The 15843-nt window shown below is 74.7% G+C and carries 13 protein-coding genes; 4 read left to right on the top strand and 9 right to left on the bottom strand.

The genetic code is table 11. From position 1 onward, the window contains the following. Nucleotides 1-1664: 1664 nt before the first annotated feature. The 4 genes from IPO09_16200 to IPO09_16185 form a co-directional block, all read right to left on the bottom strand. On the bottom strand, nt 1665-2057 hold the full coding sequence (locus tag IPO09_16200) for a hypothetical protein (protein MBK9518857.1): 393 nt from the start codon (nt 2055-2057) through the stop codon (nt 1665-1667). Between the two features lie 34 nt (nt 2058-2091). Then, entirely contained in the window at nt 2092-3063 is a 972-nt protein-coding gene (locus tag IPO09_16195) for a putative Ig domain-containing protein (protein ID MBK9518856.1), read from the bottom strand. A gap of 133 nt (nt 3064-3196) precedes the next feature. Next, nucleotides 3197-3577: a NifB/NifX family molybdenum-iron cluster-binding protein gene (locus tag IPO09_16190; protein ID MBK9518855.1), complete on the bottom strand. Its 381-nt coding sequence runs from the start codon at nt 3575-3577 to the stop codon at nt 3197-3199. Next, nucleotides 3574-4200 carry a hypothetical protein gene (locus tag IPO09_16185; protein ID MBK9518854.1) on the bottom strand — a complete coding sequence of 209 codons (627 nt, stop codon included), beginning with the start codon at nt 4198-4200 and terminating at the stop codon, nt 3574-3576. The genes IPO09_16190 and IPO09_16185 overlap by 4 nt, the downstream gene beginning before the upstream one ends. A 75-nt stretch (nt 4201-4275) precedes the next feature. On the opposite strand from IPO09_16185, the gene IPO09_16180 reads away from it, so the two are divergent. The 3 genes from IPO09_16180 to IPO09_16170 all read left to right on the top strand — a co-directional run bounded on the left by IPO09_16180 (nt 4276) and on the right by IPO09_16170 (nt 7911). Continuing rightward, a complete protein-coding gene (locus IPO09_16180) occupies nt 4276-4482 on the top strand; it encodes a zinc ribbon domain-containing protein (protein ID MBK9518853.1) in 207 nt (68 codons plus the stop codon). Nucleotides 4483-4585: 103 nt separating this feature from the next. Continuing rightward, nucleotides 4586-6421, top strand: a complete 1836-nt coding sequence (locus IPO09_16175; GenBank protein ID MBK9518852.1) for a type II/IV secretion system protein — start codon at nt 4586-4588, stop codon at nt 6419-6421. Further along, a complete protein-coding gene (locus IPO09_16170; GenBank protein ID MBK9518851.1) occupies nt 6418-7911 on the top strand; it encodes an AAA family ATPase in 1494 nt (497 codons plus the stop codon). Before IPO09_16175 ends, IPO09_16170 begins: the two co-directional genes overlap by 4 nt. A gap of 46 nt (nt 7912-7957) precedes the next feature. Here the strand turns inward: IPO09_16170 and IPO09_16165 are convergent, their stop codons facing one another. Then, entirely contained in the window at nt 7958-8743 is a 786-nt protein-coding gene (locus tag IPO09_16165) for an inositol phosphatase (GenBank protein MBK9518850.1), read from the bottom strand. A gap of 284 nt (nt 8744-9027) precedes the next feature. Between IPO09_16165 and IPO09_16160 the strand changes: the two genes are divergently transcribed. Continuing rightward, complete coding sequence (locus IPO09_16160) at nt 9028-9486, top strand: hypothetical protein (GenBank protein MBK9518849.1); 459 nt, start codon at nt 9028-9030, stop codon at nt 9484-9486. 270 nt (nt 9487-9756) lie between these two features. Here the strand turns inward: IPO09_16160 and IPO09_16155 are convergent, their stop codons facing one another. The 4 genes from IPO09_16155 to IPO09_16140 form a co-directional block, all read right to left on the bottom strand. Continuing rightward, complete coding sequence (locus IPO09_16155) at nt 9757-11289, bottom strand: succinate CoA transferase (protein MBK9518848.1); 1533 nt, start codon at nt 11287-11289, stop codon at nt 9757-9759. 142 nt (nt 11290-11431) lie between these two features. Then, a complete protein-coding gene (locus IPO09_16150) occupies nt 11432-13993 on the bottom strand; it encodes a 1-acyl-sn-glycerol-3-phosphate acyltransferase (protein ID MBK9518847.1) in 2562 nt (853 codons plus the stop codon). Nucleotides 13994-13997: 4 nt separating this feature from the next. Next, the gene (locus IPO09_16145) at nt 13998-14747 is read right to left on the bottom strand and encodes a HEAT repeat domain-containing protein (protein ID MBK9518846.1); all 750 of its coding nucleotides are present in this window, start codon (nt 14745-14747) and stop codon (nt 13998-14000) included. A gap of 48 nt (nt 14748-14795) precedes the next feature. Continuing rightward, complete coding sequence (locus tag IPO09_16140; GenBank protein MBK9518845.1) at nt 14796-15776, bottom strand: J domain-containing protein; 981 nt, start codon at nt 15774-15776, stop codon at nt 14796-14798. Nucleotides 15777-15843: the final 67 nt, after the last annotated feature.

Genomic DNA, 15843 nt, shown 5'->3' with positions numbered 1-15843 from the left:
CGGGAATGTAGGGACGGCGTCCCCGCCTCCGCAAGGGACTCCCGCACCCGCGGCGCCTGGCTGCGCCTCGGTTCGCGGCCCGGGGAGGCGCACGCCCCGTCTGTGTTGTCCGGGCGCCCGAACAACACAGAAGGTGGCGCGGGTGATGGTCCATCGGGACCGTCCATCGCAAGGCACCTGCCAGCGACGAGGACACCCCGAGTGGAGCCTTCACATCGTCAGACCTCGGGCGTATCATACTGAACAGATGTGCAGCTATGCCGCCAGTCCCGCCCACCCCGCCTCCTCGGGCCCCGCCGCTCCTCCGGCGGCGCTCGAGGAGGCGGTGCGGGTGCTGGAGGTGACGACCCCGTGTGAACGGCGCTCGGTGCTGCGCGACGAGGCGGCAGTCCTCCTCGACGGGCTGCTGGTCCGGGTGGCGCGAGGGCGCGCCGCCATCGACGTCGCGCTCTGCGAGGGGCTGGGGGCGCTCTCCATGGGCGACCGGCTCCTCTCCCTCGGCTGGTCCGGCGTGGGCGACTACGCTCGGGAGCGACTCGGCGTGGCGGCGCGCACCGGCCAGGTCATGGCGCGCCTGGGGCGGTCGATGGTGGAGAGGCCGCTGCTCCGGGCGGCGGTCCGGTCCGGGGCGGTGAGCATCCGTGCGGCCGAGGAGATCGTGCCGGTCGCGGTGGGGGCCGACGAGGCGGCCTGGGTGGAGCGGGCGCAGGCGCTCACGGTCCGTGGGCTGGTGGCGGCGGTGCGGGCTGCGCAGGCGCGTGCGGCGCCGGCGGGCGCTGGAGCCGCGGCGAGTGCTGCGCAGGCGCCTGCGGCGGGGGCGGAGGCCTCGGCGGACGAGGCGCCACCGGAGGCCGAGCACCTCGACGGCGAGGAGAAGGGCGGCGAGCCCTGGCAGCGCGTCTCGCTGGAGGTCTCCAGCGGGGCCCGCGATGCGCTGCTGCGTGCGCTCGATCTCGCCGGGGGCGTGCTGGGCGAGGGGGCGCCGCGCTGGCAGCGGCTGGAGGCGGTGGCGCAGGAGTACCTGGGCGCGTACGGCGCCGACGAGGCCGACGACGAGGTGGTGGCTGGTGCGCTGGCGGACTGGCGCGGCGAGTCACTGGAGGATCGGGCCGCCGCGGGCTCCGGCGGCTACGCGGCGGACGGAGCGACGCACGCGGCGCCGGGCTGGCGCGCCGAGCTCGAGGCGTACCTCGAGGAGGAGACCCGCCGCTGGGAGTTCCTGGAGGAGAGTCCGCGGGTGACGGCGCCGGCGGTGGACGAGGCCGTCCACCCGGCCCGGCTCGACGCCACCCTGCGGGAGCTGGCGGCCCTGCGGGAGCGCTGGGAGTCACTCCTCGGCCATCTGGCGCTCCTGGTGCGCATGCTCGGGCTCTGGCGAGACATGCAGTTCGTCTCCTTCTCCCATTACTGCAAGGAGCGGCTGGGGCTCTCGGTCCGCTCGGTGGAGCAGCGCATCGCGCTGGAGCGTCGGCTCCATTCGCTCCCCTCCCTGCGAGCTGCGCTGGCCGAGGGACGCCTCGACGCCGAGCGGGCGCGGCTGGTGGCGCGGGTGGCCGAGGAGCCCTCGACGGCCGAGTGGATCGGCCGGGCCGAGCGCATGCCTGTGGTGGCGCCGAAGGCCAAGAAGGCCCGGGCGGCCAAGAAGAAGGAGGCGGGCGGCCTCCTCACCCGGCCGGCTCCCGGAGCTGGAGCACGTTCCCCTCCGGGTCGTGGCCGTCGCAGGCCCGGAGGCCCCCGGCCGTCCACTCCCGCTCGGGCGGATCCACCAGGCCGCCCAGCCCGTCCGCCGAGGCCCGGGCCGCCGCCAGGCTGGCCACCGGGAAGAACGGCTTGAGCGCGCTCTCCTCCCGGCGCTGCGGAGGGCTGCTGAGCGTGATGGTCGCGGCGATCTCGGCCGGGATGGCGTGGACGATCACCTGGCAGCGGGGACCGCCGAGCACCACGTGGCTCGGCCCCTGCTCCACGACCGCCAGCCCCAGCACCTCCTGGTAGAACCGGGCGACCCGGGGGAGGTCGAGCGCGAAGATCACGACGCCGGCGTCGGCGAGGTTCGTCACGGGGCCGTCCTCCCTGGAGCCCGTTGGTTGCGCCTCAGAGCCGCTCGAAGGTGGGGGTCCCGGTGATCACCGCGCTGGGGGCCGAGCCCTGCGTGAGGGTCGCCTCGACGACCGGGGTCCAGCGGGTGCCGCTCACCGCGCCGGTGGCGGGGGTCCCGGAGATGGCCCCCGTCGCCGGGTCGATCGAGAGCCCAGCCGGCAGGGTGCCGCCGACCTGCCGGAAGCCGGTGAGCAGGATCCCGGGGGTACCCCTCGTCCAGTAGAGCCCCAGGGCGACCGAGATGGGCGTACCGTCGGTGACGTAGATGACCGGGCCGAGCGCCCAGCCGAAGGCGGTCGGCAGCGGATCCACCAAGAACCCGAGCGTGTGGGTCAGGTCAGCGCTCTCCCCCTGGTAGGTGTACCGGGCCTGGACCACCACGTCGAAGCCCCCGCCGGCCGGGTCCTCGGGGGTGCCCGAGAGGACGCCGGTGGCCGGGTCGAGCGTGAGGCCGGCCGGGAGGGTCGAGCCGGGCGCCAGCGAGAAGGCGCGGGTGACCCCGGCGGCCAGCGGCGCCTCGTAGCCGAAGTCGGGCTGGTAGTCATGCGAGATGCGATCCATGAGGTGCGGCCTTGCGGGGGGGATGGGGAGGCCCACCCGATAGTTCTCCACCTGTTGGAAGAAGCCGTCCGGCATCGGGTCGTAGACCAGGTAGACGGGCGCCCCCTCGATGCTGGCGGTGCTCACCAGGCTGCCGTCGAACCCCGACACGGTGAGCGTGATCTGGGCGGCCCAGGTCCCGAGCGTGGCGGGCGCGCCCCGGATGATCCCGCTGCGCGCCTCCAGCGTGAAGCCGGGTGGGAGGCTGCCCCCGGAGAGCGTGAAGGTGGCGGACTTCCCGCCCAGCCCCTCCGTGCTCGGGGTGACGGTGCAGCTCCCGAAGCGCGGGCAGGAGACGGAAGGGTAGAAGTAGTTGACCGAGAGGTCGCCGCCGCCCGCCCCACCACACCCGACCGCCAGGAGCACCGCCGCCACAGCGCCTGCGGCCCGCCCGGCCGCTCGAACTCCACTCGTCATGTTCAGCCCTCCAGGGAGGACCGGAATGTAGCACGCGGAGTACGGCGGGCGGGAGGAGGGGAGGCCTCTCTCCACAGCCCCCTCAGTGCACGCAGCCGCAGCCGCCGTGCCCGGCCCCGCCCTGGTCGGGCGGAGGTGGCGCCGCCATCGGCGCGAGGGCGCCGGCGGCGAAGCGCTCGGCCAGCTCGGTGGCGGTGGCCCCAGGCGGCGAGGCGGCCCAGACCCGCAGGCCGGCCTCGGCGAGGTGGCGGAACGCGCCGCCCCCGAGGTGGCCCACCACCACGTCGGTGACCCCGGCGGCGGCCAGCGCCTCGGCCACCCAGCGGCCGTTCAGCCCCTCGTTCCTGAGGAAGCGGGGCGGGGCCCCGGCCTCCAGCACCCCCAGCCACTTGCACTTGCCGAAGTGCTCGGAGAGCGGCGCGTCGAGCCGGTCGTGCGAGAGCGGGAAGGCGAGGCGGGTCACCACTCGCCCACCAGGCCGATCCCCATGACCACCGACCAGCCGGCCACCTCCCAGGGGACGCCCTCCACGGTGGCACGCCCGGTGGTCAGGTCTCGGCGCAGCGAGAGCGAGACCTCCAGCCGGTCGGTCCGGCCGGTCTGCGGCCGCAGGCCGAACCCGGCCCGGCCCGTCACGCCGGCGTAGAGCGTGTCGGCCGCTCCCTCGCGGTCGTTGACGGCGCTGCCGGCGAAGTCCATGTAGCGCCGCCAGCCGAGCTCGCCGGCCGCCAGGAGCCGCCAGCGCTGGCCGGGCTCGAAGACGGCGCCGGCGCTGGCGCCCACCACCGTGACCGCCGGGGGGCGGAGCTGGAGGAAGCTGACGAGCTTGATGGGGTCGCGCCCCTCGTAGACCAGCCCCAGCTCCAGGCCGCCGAGGCGGATCGCCGGGGCCAGCCCGAGCTGCAGCCAGCAGGGGTTGTCCACCCGGGTGAGGTCGGAGCGCGGCGTGGCGCAGGCGCCGGTGCCCACCGACCCGTGCAGCACCGGCGCCACCTGGCTGGACGTCGCGGCGGGGGCGGCCGGGGGCGGGGGAGCGGCGGGGGCGGCGGCGAGGAGGAGGGCGAGCGCGGACGGGGCGAGCGGCATGCCCGGGCACTCTACCCCGGCCGGGGTGCGGGCCGGCACGAACCCTTCCGGGCGGACCGGGCTCCCACGGAGGCGATGCCGATCTACGAGTACGCCTGCCCCGCCTGCGACAAGTCGTTCGAGACCCTCATCATCCGCAAGTCGGACGAGGCCGAGGTGGCCTGTCCCACCTGCAAGTCCCAGGTGGTGACCCGCCAGATGTCCCGGCCGGCCGCCACGCGGGGGGGCGGCTCCGGCGGCGGGGGCGCCTCGGCGGCGCCCTCCTGCGGCCCAGTTGGTTGAGGCATCTAGCCAGTCGCCCGGTCGGGCGACCCGAAGACAGGCAGGGCCAGCCGCCGCCCGTGAAGTGGAGCCCCCCCCGGGGGCGGGGTAGAGTGAGCGCTCCGTGCGGCTCCCCCATCGCGCCAGCGACTACACCCTCGAGTTCGTCGCCGAGGCCCTGGCCCAGGCGGGCCTGATCACCGACGACGCCAGGCGCACCGCCTTCGCCCGCGAGAACGTGCAGCGCGCCCGGCTGCTGCGCGAGCAGGCCACGCGCACCGGCGGCCGCGGCCTGCGCCGCGCCGAGCTCTCCCCGGTGGAGCTGCTGGCCTCCTTCAAGTTCGTCGACGCCCGCCGCGAGGGCGAGGTGGTGGACGAGGACAAGGCCAGCGCGGTGGTGGCCCAGGTGGCCGGGCTGCCCTACCGCAAGATCGACCCGCTCCGGCTGGACGCCCACCTCATCACCCGCACCCTGTCGCGCCCCTTCGCCCGGCGCCACGCGGTGCTGCCGCTGGAGCGGGCCCACGGCAAGCTGGTGGTGGCCACCGCCAACCCCTTCGACCGCGAGCTCTTCGAGAACCTGCGCGGCCTGACCGGGCAGGAGATCGAGCCGGTGCTGGCCTCGCCGGCCGACATCCACCGGGCCATCGCCGAGGTCTACGGCTTCCGCGCCCAGATCAGCGAGGCCAGCTCGCAGATGTCGGCGGGCCAGCCGGCCGCCGACGTCGGCAACCTGGAGCAGTTCGTCGACCTGTCGGGCATCGAGGCCCTGGAGGCCTCCAGCGAGCCGGTCATCGCGGCGGTGGAGTACCTGCTCCACTACGCCTTCGAGCAGCGGGCCAGCGACATCCACCTGGAGCCGCGCCGCGAGGAGTCGATCATCCGGATGCGCATCGACGGGGTGCTGCACCCCATCCACCGCATCCCCAAGATGGTGCACGGCGCCATCGCCAACCGCTTCAAGATCATGAGCCGGCTCGACATCGCCATGCGCAAGCCGCAGGACGGGCGCATCCGCACCGCCCGCGGCGACGCCGAGATGGAGCTGCGCGTCTCCACCATCCCCACCACCTTCGGCGACAAGGTGGTGGTGCGCATCCTCGACCCCAACGTGCTGGTGCGCGACCTCTCCGAGATCGGCTTCCTGCCGGAGGAGCGCGAGACCTTCGAGCGCTGGCTGATGCGGCCGCACGGCCTGGTGGTGGTGACCGGCCCGACCGGCAGCGGCAAGACCACCACCCTCTACTCGGCCCTGCAGGCACTCACCTCGCCCGAGGTGAACGTGGTGACCATCGAGGACCCCATCGAGATGGTCCACGAGGACTTCAACCAGATCGCCGCCAACCCCAAGACCGGCACCAGCTTCGCCGAGGCGCTGCGCCACGTGCTGCGCCAGGACCCGGACGTCATCATGGTGGGCGAGGTGCGCGACCCGGAGACCGCCTCGCAGGCGGTCCAGGCGGCCCTGACCGGCCACCTGGTGCTGACCACCCTGCACACCAACGACACGGTGGGCGCCATCGCCCGCCTGCGCGACCTGGGGGTGCCGAGCTTCCTCATCGCCGCCACCCTGGCCGGGGTGGTGGCCCAGCGGCTGGTGCGCCAGGTCTGCCCGGCCTGCGCCGAGGACGTGCCGCTGACCGCCGACGAGGTGGCCGAGCTGGGCGTGCCCCACCCCGAGGACCACGCCGGGCAGCTGCTGGGGCGGCGCGGCCAGGGCTGCGCCAAGTGCCGCTACACCGGCTTCTACGGGCGCACCGGGCTCTTCGAGCTGCTGCCCATCAACGGCCGGCTGCGCCACCTCATCGCCGAGGGGGCCACCCCCGAGGTGCTGGCGCGCACCGCCCGCCAGGACGGCCTGAAGAGCCTGCGCGAGCACGCCGTCCGCAAGGTGGCGGCCGGGGTGACCGCCTTCGAGGAGGCCATCCGCGCCACCGCCGACGTGGAGGGCACCTCGTGAGCGCCCTGGCCGGCGAGGTGGCCGAGCTGTGGGCCGCCGGGACGCCCCTGGTCTACCTGGTCACCAGCGAGGAGGAGCGGGCGGTGGCGCTGTGCCGGGCCGCCGCCGAGGGCTTCGACGCCAGCCTGGCGGTCTGGTCCTCGCAGCGCGGGCTCGACCCCCTGGCCCCGGCCGCCCGCACCCCGCTGGCGGCCCTGGAGGCGGTGCTGGCCGCGCCGGCCCCGGTGCTGGCGGTGCTGCTCGACTTCCACCTGGCCCTGCGCGACCCGGCGGTGGCCCGCGCGGTGCGCGACGCCACGGCCCGCCTGGGCGCCGAGGGGCGCTGCCTGGTGGTGGTGGCGCCGCGCCTGGAGCTGCCCGACGGGCTGCACGGCGAGGTGGCGGTGCTGCGCCTGCCGCTGCCCGACGAGGCGGAGCTGGCGGCCACCCTGGCGGCGGCCCAGCAGGCGCAGGGGGCGCCGCCGCTGCCGACCGAGGCGCGCCACCGGGCCCTCACCGCGGCCCGCGGCCTCTCCGAGGGGCAGGCCCGGCGCGCCTTCACCCGGGCCTTCCGGCAGGACCCCACCCTGGGGCTGGCCGCCGCCGGGGTGATCCTCGACGAGAAGAAGCGGCTGCTGGCCCGCGACCTGGGGCTGGAGGTGGTGGAGTCGGGAGAGTCGGCCGACGATCTGGGCGGCCTCTCGGCCTTCAAGGGCTGGCTCGACGAGCGGGCCCAGGCCTTCGCCCCCGGGGCGGCCGCCTTCGGCCTGCCCGCCCCGCGCGGCGTGCTGCTGGTGGGCGTGCAGGGGTGCGGCAAGTCGCTGGCGGCCAAGGCGGCGGCCTCCCGCCTGGGCGTGCCGCTCCTGCGGCTCGACCTGCCGCGGGTGCTGGGGCGCGAGGGCGCCGAGGAGAGCCTGGCCACCGCCCTGGAGGCGGCCGAGGCGGTCTCGCCGGCGGCGCTCTGGGTGGACGAGATCGAGAAGGGGTTCGCCGGCAGCGCGCCCGGGCAGGGTGGCGAGGCGCGGGCGGCCCGCCTGCTGGGCGCCTTCTCCACCTGGCTGCAGGAGCGCAAGGGCTCGATCTTCGTGGTGGCCACCGCCAACGACGTGACCCGCCTGCCGCCCGAGCTGCTGCGGCGCGGCCGCTTCGACGAGCTGTTCTTCGTGGACCTGCCGGACCTGGAGGCGCGGCGCGAGATCCTGACGCTGCACCTGGTGCGGCGGGCCCGCCAGCCCGGCTCGGTGGACCTGACGGCCATCGCCGAGCTGTGCGCCGACTACTCCGGCGCCGAGCTGGAGCAGGTGGTGGTGGGCGGCCTGCACCGCGCCTACGCCCTGAAGCGCGACCTGGAGACCGCCGACCTGCGGCGCGTCGCGCAGGACCTGGTGCCGCTCTTCAAGACCTACGAGGAGCAGGTCAAGGCGCTGCGCGAGTGGGCCCGCGGCCGGGCCCGGGTGGCCGGCCGCAGCGGCGCGGTGGTGGACCTGTTCCGCCGCGCGCCGCCGCCCTGACCCGGACCGGGGCGCAGCGGCCGGGAGGGGAGGCCCGCTCGGCCCTTCAGCCGCGCAGCGCCGCCAGCAGGTGCTCGTGCACCAGGCCGTTGGAGGCCACGCAGGCGCCGCTCAGGTGGGTGGCCGCGCCGGAGAGGTCGGTGAAGCGCCCGCCCGCCTCCTCGATCAGGATCTTCAGCGGGGCGATGTCCCAGACCTGCACCCCGGCCTCCAGGAAGGCCTCGGCGCGCCCGGTCAGCACCATGGCGCAGCCGGCCAGGTCGCCGTAGCCGCGGGCCTGGGCGGCGGTCACGGTCAGCTCGTTGACGATGGCGCGGGTGGAGGGGGCCAGCAGGAACTTGAGCTCGCCCAGGGAGAGGGTGGCCTCCTCCCAGGCGGCCACCCCGGAGACGCGCAGCCGCTCCGGCACGCCGGCGCCGGTGGTGCGCCAGGCGCCGCGGCCGCGCGCCGCCCAGTAGACCTCCCCCAGCGCCGGCATGCCCATGGCGCCGGCCACCACCTGCCCGTCCACCTCGAGCGCCACCAGCGGGCCCCAGAAGCTGCCGCCGCGGGTGAAGCCGCGCGTGCCGTCCACCGGGTCGACGATCCAGCGGGCGCCCTCGCCGGCGTGCGCCCCGGTCTCCTCGCCCAGGATGGCGTGCCCCGGGAAGGTGGCCTGGATGACGGCCACGATGGCGGCCTCGGCCTCGCGGTCGGCGGCCGTTACCGGGGAGCGGTCGGGCTTGAGCTCGATGCGCACGCCGGTGCGGAAGTGGCGCATGGCCGCGGCGCCGCCGGCCTCCGCGGCGCGCCGGGCGGTGACGAGGGCGAGGTCGAGATCGAGGTCGGACATGGGCGGGAGTCTAGGCCAGTTCCGGGGGCCCCGGGTCGGCCGGGTGGGCAGGTGGCGGCCGGGCGTCTATCATGCGCCCCCATGTCCAGGCCCCTCGCCGCCGCCCTCCTCCTCGCCGCCACCACCCTGACCGCCCGGGCCGAGCCCGCGCCGGCCCCAGCCCTGGCCGCGAGCCCGACCGCGACCCCGGCCGCGACCCCGACCGCGACCCCGGGTTCTGATCTCCCTCTCCCCCCCGGGGAGAGGGCCGGGGTGAGGGGGCCCCGACCCCCGACGCCAACCCGATGGAGCGCTTCGGCTGGCTGCGCCACCTGGTCGGCGCCTGCTGGCACGGCCTGCACGCCGACGGCGTCACCTCCGACACCCAGTGCTACGAGGCGCAGTGGAAGCGCCACCTGCGCGGCACCATCACCATCAGCTGGCTCAAGGACGGCAAGCGGGCCGAGGACTTCGACGGCGACTCGGTCTTCTCCTGGAGCGACCAGCGCGGGCGCATCCTCTTCACCAACTGGTCCTCCACCGGCGGCTACGGGCTGGGCGAGGCCTACCTGGAGGGTGACTCGGTGATCTTCCCCAGCATGGCCAAGGTGGCCACCTCCGAGCAGCGCCACCGCTGGATCCGGCTGGGGCGGGACGAGTTCGCGGTGATCCGGGAGCGCAGGGTGGGCGAGGCCTGGACCGAGCTCACCAAGGTGACCTACCGGCGGGTCGGCAAGAAGGACCAGAAGGCCAGGAAGAAGTAGGGCAGGGCCGCCACGGGTCCCCGCCGCAGACCCGCGGAGGAGGGGCGCCGGTGGCCGTGCGGGCGGGCAACGAAACGAGGCGGCGGCCGCCCAGGACGGGAAGCCGTCGCCTCTGGGACACGTTGGGAGCGGTCCCTGTCCCTCTCATCGGCACGAAGCGCCGCCCAGGTAAGGCCGCCCCTGGGTGGCGCCCCACCGCCCCCCTGAACGACGGCGGCGGCCACCCGTCGCCGGGGGCCGCCGCCAGGACTGCGGGGTGCTTCGGGGGGACTACTTCTTCGGCATCATCGAGCCGGTCTGCAGGTACCGGTTGTGGAAGCCGAAGGCCTCCTCGAACATGTGCGGCGAGTGCAGGCCGGCGCTGGGCTTCTTCATGGCGCGCTTGACGTAGTCCCACAGGACGGGGCGGTACTCCGGAGCGGCCGCCTTCTCGATGATCTCCTTGGCCTTCTCCTTCGGGCTGCGGCCGCGCAGGTCGGCGAAGCCGTACTCGGTCACGATGCCCGAGACGTCGTGCTCGGTGTGATCGATGTGGGAGGCGAAGGGGACGATGGCGGAGATCTTGCCGTCCTTGGCGGTCGCCGGGGACATGAAGATGGTGTAGGCCGAGTTGCGGGCGAAGTCGCCCGACCCGCCGATGCCGTTCTCGATGCCCTTGCCGGCGATGTGGGTCGAGTTGACGTGGCCGTAGATGTCGGCCTCGACGAACCCGTTCATGGCGATGCAGCCGAGGCGGCGGATGATCTCAGGGTGGTTGGAGATCTCCTGCGGGCGCAGGATGATCTGCTTGCGGTACCGGTCGATGTTCTTGTTGAACCGGACCTGGCCCTCGGGCGAGACCGAGAAGGCGGTGGCCGACGCGGCGGTGAGCTTGCCGGAGTCGAGCATGTCGAGCATGCCGTCCTGGATCACCTCGGTGTACGAGATCATCCGGTCGAACGGGCCCTCGTTCAGCCCCACCAGCACGGCGTTGGCGATGTTGCCCACGCCCGACTGCAGCGGGTTGAGGTGCTTGGAGAGGCGGCCGGCCTTCACCTCGGCGTCGAAGAACGCCAGGATGTGGCCGGCGATCTTCTTGTGGATCTCCTCGGGCGGCTTGAAGGGCGCGTTCCGGTCGGCGTTGTTGGTCTCGACGACCGCCACCACCTTGGAGATGTCGAACTTCCAGACCTGCGAGCCCTTGCGGTCGTCGGCGGCGTTGATGGGCAGCGCCACGCGGGTGCCGTGGGCGGCCGGCACCGAGATGATGTCGTGCATCCCGAGCAGCCGCTCGTCCTGCCACTCGTTGACCTCGAGGATGATCTTGTCGGCGTGCTCCAGGTAGATGTTGTTGGCGCCGCACGACGAGGAGGGCACGCAGGTGCCGTCCTCGTTGATCTTGGTGACCTCGATGAGGCAGAAGTCGATGTTGTTCTTGCCGTTCTTGCCGAAGTAGCCGTAGCGGACCTGCGTGCCCGCGTGGCTCAGGTGCATGTCCTGGTACTCGACCAGGCCGGCGTTGATCTTCTCGCGGGTGGCGGCGTCGCCCTGGTACGGGTAGCGGAAGCGCTGGGCCTCGACGATGGACATCATCGTGTCCTGCTCCGGGCCGGTGGAGGCGCCGGTGAGGACGTCGAGCTTGAGCGACTTGCCCTTGAGCTTCTCGTCGAGGGCGCGCTTGGCCAGCGCGACCGGGACGGCCTTGGGGTAGCCGGCGCCGGTGAAGCCGGACATGCCGACCACCGAGCCGTTGGGGATGAGGGCGGCGGCTGCCTCAGCCGACATGACCTTCGCCTGAAGCGACTTGTTGAGAATCCGAGACATCGTGCAAGCCTCCTGGTCTGCATCCCCTCTGGGGGAAAGGTGGAACGGGCCTTGGGGGTGCTTCGATGCTGCGCGGGTGAGGCGGCAGACTAGTCCAAAAATGCGCACGACTGGAAGGGCGCGGCGCACATTTCGCGCGGCCTCAGGACGCCAGATACGGAGTCATCCCGTCGATGATTTCCCGAAGATCCGCGGGCGCCTGCGCGAGGCCGAGCTTTCCGCCGGCCTCGGTGAGCTGCCCCGTGGCCACCAGCCACTCGACGGCGTTCTCGATGGTGGCCTTGGAGAGCGCCTCGCGGGTCTGCAGCCGCCCGGCCAGGAAGGCGGCGCGGCCCCGCTCCAGCGCCGCCTTGACCAGGCCGCGCCGGTCCAGCGCCCCCCTCGGCGCCTCGCCCAGCAGCGCCAGCGCCGCCTCGGCGGCCACCCGGTAGGCCTCCAGGTAGGGGCGGAGGAACTCGGCCAGGAAGTCCAGCACGTCCGGCTCGGCCCCGGGTCGCACCTGGGCCCCGTCCAGGGCCACGGCGCCCACCCGCGCCAGGAAGGCCAGGTGCTCGGCGAAGATCGCGTCCAGCCTGGCGTCCGGCCGGTACATGAACTCCAGCTTGAAGAGGCGCGACAGCCAGGCCGCCCGCAGCTGCGCCGCCTCGGCGGTGGCCCCTGGACCGGCGGCCCGCAGCGCGGCGGCCACGATGGCCGGCGCCACGTAGCGGTGGATGACGGCGTTGCGGTGGTAGTCGAGCACCGGCCGCTTCTCGTCCACCACCTGGTAGATGTGATCGCCGGCCGCCACCTCCACCCGCACCACGCCGCCCGCGGCCAGCCGGGCCACCGCGTCGGCCACCGGGCCGGGCTGGCGCGGGTCGGAGGAGGCGCCCGCCAGGTCGCGGCCGAAGCGGGCCCCTCCCTCGGCGGCGATGTAGCGCAGCAGCTCGACCCGCCGCGTCACCTCGCCGGCGGTCAGGCCGCGCTTGACGTGTGAGAGCAGGGCGGCCGCCACCAGCCCCACCGGGGTGATGGTGACGGCGCGGCTGATGCCCCAGGCGATGCGGTTGGCGACCGCCTGCACCAGCTGCCGCTTGGCCGTGGCCGGGTCCTCGGCGGCGGCGCCCGGGCCGGGCAGGGTGGCCGGGTGGCGCGCCGCGGCCTCGCCGGCCCAGGCGGCGTCGGGCACCAGGGCGGCGGCGCGCGCCCCGAGCCGCTGCTCGGCCACCGCCCGCAGCGACACCGGGGCGTCGAACTGCACGTAGAGCCGCTCGTAGCTGCGGAAGAGCACGCCGAAGGCGCCCAGCAGCCCGGACAGGCTCTCCTGCTTCTTCTCGCCGCCGGCCAGCTCGCGCACGTAGGCCGACGCCTCGATGAGCCGCTCGTAGTCGACGGCCACCGGCACGAAGAGCACGTCGGCGGCGGCGCCGTCGAGCCAGGCGTCCACCTCCATGGAGACCAGGCCCATCTTGGGGAAGAGCAGCTTGCCGGTGCGGCTGCGCCCGCCCTCCACGTAGAACTCCTGCGGGAAGCGGTCGCGCAGCAGGTGCTTCACGTAGGCGCGCAGCACCGCCGTGTAGACCCGGTCGCCCTTGACGGTGCGGCGGATGAAGAAGGCGCCGCCGCGCCGCGCCAGGGCGCCGAAGGGCCAGAAGGACAGGTTGAGGCCGGCCGCGACGTGCGGCGGCGTCATGCCGCGCTCGTAGAGGAGCCAGGAGAGGACCAGGAAGTCCACGTAGCTCTTGTGGCTGGGGCAGAAGACCAGCGGCGCGTCGGCGGCCGCCTTCTTCACCTCGGCCAGCCCGGCCTCGTCCACCTCCACCGACTCGTAGAGCTTGCGGAACAGCACCGCCAGGATGGGGCGCATCAGCGAGATGAAGCCCGGGTCGTAGCGGCTGGCGATCTCCTCGAAGCAGCGCTCGGCCTCGGCGGCCAGCGCCGCCGGCGTGCGGCCGCCCTCGCGCGCCAGCCCGTCGAGGGCGCCGCGCAGGGTCCGGTCGCGCAGCACCTTCTCGCGCACCCGCGCGGCGGTCTTGAGGGGCGGCCCCACCGCGGTGCGGAGCTGCCGGGCCAGCTGCTGGGCCAGGGCGCCGCGGGCGGTGCGCCCCAGCGCGGCGTCGTCCATCTCCGGCCGCGCCGCCCCGAAGGCCACCAGGTCGAGCGGGCGGCCCAGCGCCAGGAAGGTGCGCCGGAAGTTGCGCAGGAAGCCGACGGCGTTGGCGAAGGCGCTGGGCGCCTCGGGCGAGCCGTAGAGCACGTCCCAGATCGAGGGGCGCAGCCGCTGGGCCCGCCGGCTGTAGGCCAGCAGCGCCGGCACCAGGAAGACCGGCCGGGCCAGCGAGCGCTGCAGCCGGGCCAGGTGCTGGAACGGGTCGCTGGTCCGGCCCGGCTGGTTGAGGAACACCACGCTGGCGTGCCCCGCGGCCACCGCCTCCTCGAGGGCCCGGCGCGAGCGGCGCACCCTGGCCAGGGCGCCGGCCAGGCCGGTGAACCCCTGGGCGGCGCGCAGCGGCGGCAGCCCCAGGCGCCTGAGCAGCCACTTCAGGTAGAGGTAGCTGAGCAGCCCGGAGGACCGCATCACCACCACCAGGCTGCCGCGCGCCGCCAGGGCCGCCAGCTCGGCGGCGGCGTCGGGCGGCACCTGGACCGGCGAGAAGAGCCGGCCGAGCAGGCCGCGCGGCCGGGGCGCCGGGGCTTCGGGCGGGGGCGCGGGCGTGGCCATCCGGTCAGCCGCGCTTCTTCACCACGCCGTCCTTGTCGAGGTACCAGGGCTCGACGAGGAGCGGCTCGACCGAGGGGCGGTGCCCCTTCACGTCGGCGCCCAGCTGGTGCAGCGCCGCCAGCACCTCGCCGCGCACCCTGGCGTTGTCGCCGGAGCGGAGCAGGAGCTGGAGCAGCCCCTCCCGCGCCGGCTCGGAGGGCGGCCGATCGGCCAGGGCCTTGGCGGCGCCGATGCGGACGTCGTCGCTGAAGTCCTCCAGCAGCGGCAGGAGCGCGCGCTCCACGTCCTCGGCGCCGGCGCCGGCGTGGTGCTGGGCGGCCCAGGCGAGCAGGGTCAGCTTCTTCTCCGGATCGCGGGTGTAGACGGTGCCCAGCCGGGCCAGCTCGGCGGTGACCACCGCCAGCACCTCCTCCGGCCGGGCCACCTCGGCCAGGGCCCGCAGGCCCCAGGCGATGCCGCTCTCCTGCTCCTGGACGAAGGCGGACACCGGGGCGATGGCGTCGCGCCGGGCGTCGACCAGCCAGCGCAGGGCGGCCTCCTTCTCCTCCTGGTCGGTGATGCCCGGCTCGGCGTGCACCGTGAAGCGCAGGCAGAGGGTCTGCAGGGCGGCCGCGGTGCCCAGCTCGCCCAGCTGGTCCACCACCTTCTGGCGGTTCTCCGGCGGGCCGTACTTCTCGGTCACCTTGCGGGCGAGCTTCTTGATCGCGCCCTGCTGGCGCTCGTCCTTGGAACCGAACAGATCGAAGATGCCCATCCGGCCTCCCGCCGTCCGCGGCCCTCCATCGGGCGGCGCGGGGTGGTTCTACAACGAGATGCCCGCGCGTGGATCACCCTTGTAGAGCGGCTCGAGCGCCTGGGCCGCCCGGTCGAGCAGCTCCCCCGGCTCGGGCAGCACCAGCCGCACCACCACGTAGAGGTCGCCGCGCGGCCCGCCCTTGGGGTCAGGCAGGCCGCGCCCGCGCAGCCTCAGGCGGGCCCCGCTCTGCGTGCCGGCCGGCACCTGGAGCCGCACCTTGCCGTCGAAGGTGGGCAGCTCCACGGCCGCGCCCGCCACCGCCTCCGGGATGGTCACCGGCAGGTCCAGCGTCAGGTCGCGGCCGTCCACCCGGACCAGCGGGTGGGGGCGGATCTTCACCCGCAGCAGCAGGTCGCCGGCCGGGCCGCCGTGCTGGCCGGGCCCGCCCTGGCCGGCCAGGCGCATGCGGGCGCCGTCGGCCATGCCCGGCCGGACCGTGACCCGCAGGGTGCGCCCGCCCAGGCGCACGTCGCGCTCGCCGCCGGTGATGACCTCCTTCAGGTCCACCTCCAGCTCGGCCTCCAGATCCTCGCCGGCCCTGGCGACGGCGCGGCGCGCGCCGTGGCCGCGGCCGCCGCGCGGGGCGCCCTGCCCGAAGATCTGCTCGAAGATGGAGCCGAAGTCGAAGGCCTCGCCGCCGCCGCCGGCCCCGTGGCGGCCGCCGCCGGCGAAGTCGCCGAAGTCGAAGGGCTGGCCGCCCGGCGGCGCGCCCTGGCGGCGCCAGCGGCGCACCTCCTCGGCCCGGCCGGCGTCGAAGCCGGTGCGCAGCGAGTCGGCCCCGAACTCGTCGTAGAGCGAGCGTCGCTTGGCGTCGTTGAGCACCTCGAAGGCCGCGGTGCCCTCCTTGAAGCGCTCCTCCGCCGCCTTGTTCCCCTGGTTGCGGTCGGGGTGGTACTGCTTCGCCAGCTTGCGGTAGGCCTTCTTGATCTCCTCCGCGGTGGCGGTGCGGGGGACGCCCAGGATGTCGTACAGATCGCGCGGTGGCACGGGCAGAAGGTAACCCGTTGGGGCGCAACGTCAACGTCGCCGCCCCCGACGGCGCTGGAAAGGAGCG

The organism is Anaeromyxobacter sp. (assembly GCA_016718565.1).
GTDB lineage: Bacteria > Myxococcota > Myxococcia > Myxococcales > Anaeromyxobacteraceae > JADKCZ01.
Note: the sequence above shows the minus strand (reverse complement) of the source record. Positions and strands in the feature narration are given on the sequence as shown.

Coding starts and splice junctions, on each gene's coding strand:
- IPO09_16180 (MBK9518853.1), top strand. CDS start 4,276: ATGCCGATCTACGAGTACGCCTGCCCCGCCTGCGACAAGTCGTTCGAG.
- IPO09_16160 (MBK9518849.1), top strand. CDS start 9,028: ATGGAGCGCTTCGGCTGGCTGCGCCACCTGGTCGGCGCCTGCTGGCAC.
- IPO09_16155 (MBK9518848.1), bottom strand. CDS start 11,289: ATGTCTCGGATTCTCAACAAGTCGCTTCAGGCGAAGGTCATGTCGGCT.
- IPO09_16165 (MBK9518850.1), bottom strand. CDS start 8,743: ATGTCCGACCTCGATCTCGACCTCGCCCTCGTCACCGCCCGGCGCGCC.
- IPO09_16185 (MBK9518854.1), bottom strand. CDS start 4,200: ATGCCGCTCGCCCCGTCCGCGCTCGCCCTCCTCCTCGCCGCCGCCCCC.
- IPO09_16150 (MBK9518847.1), bottom strand. CDS start 13,993: ATGGCCACGCCCGCGCCCCCGCCCGAAGCCCCGGCGCCCCGGCCGCGC.
- IPO09_16145 (MBK9518846.1), bottom strand. CDS start 14,747: ATGGGCATCTTCGATCTGTTCGGTTCCAAGGACGAGCGCCAGCAGGGC.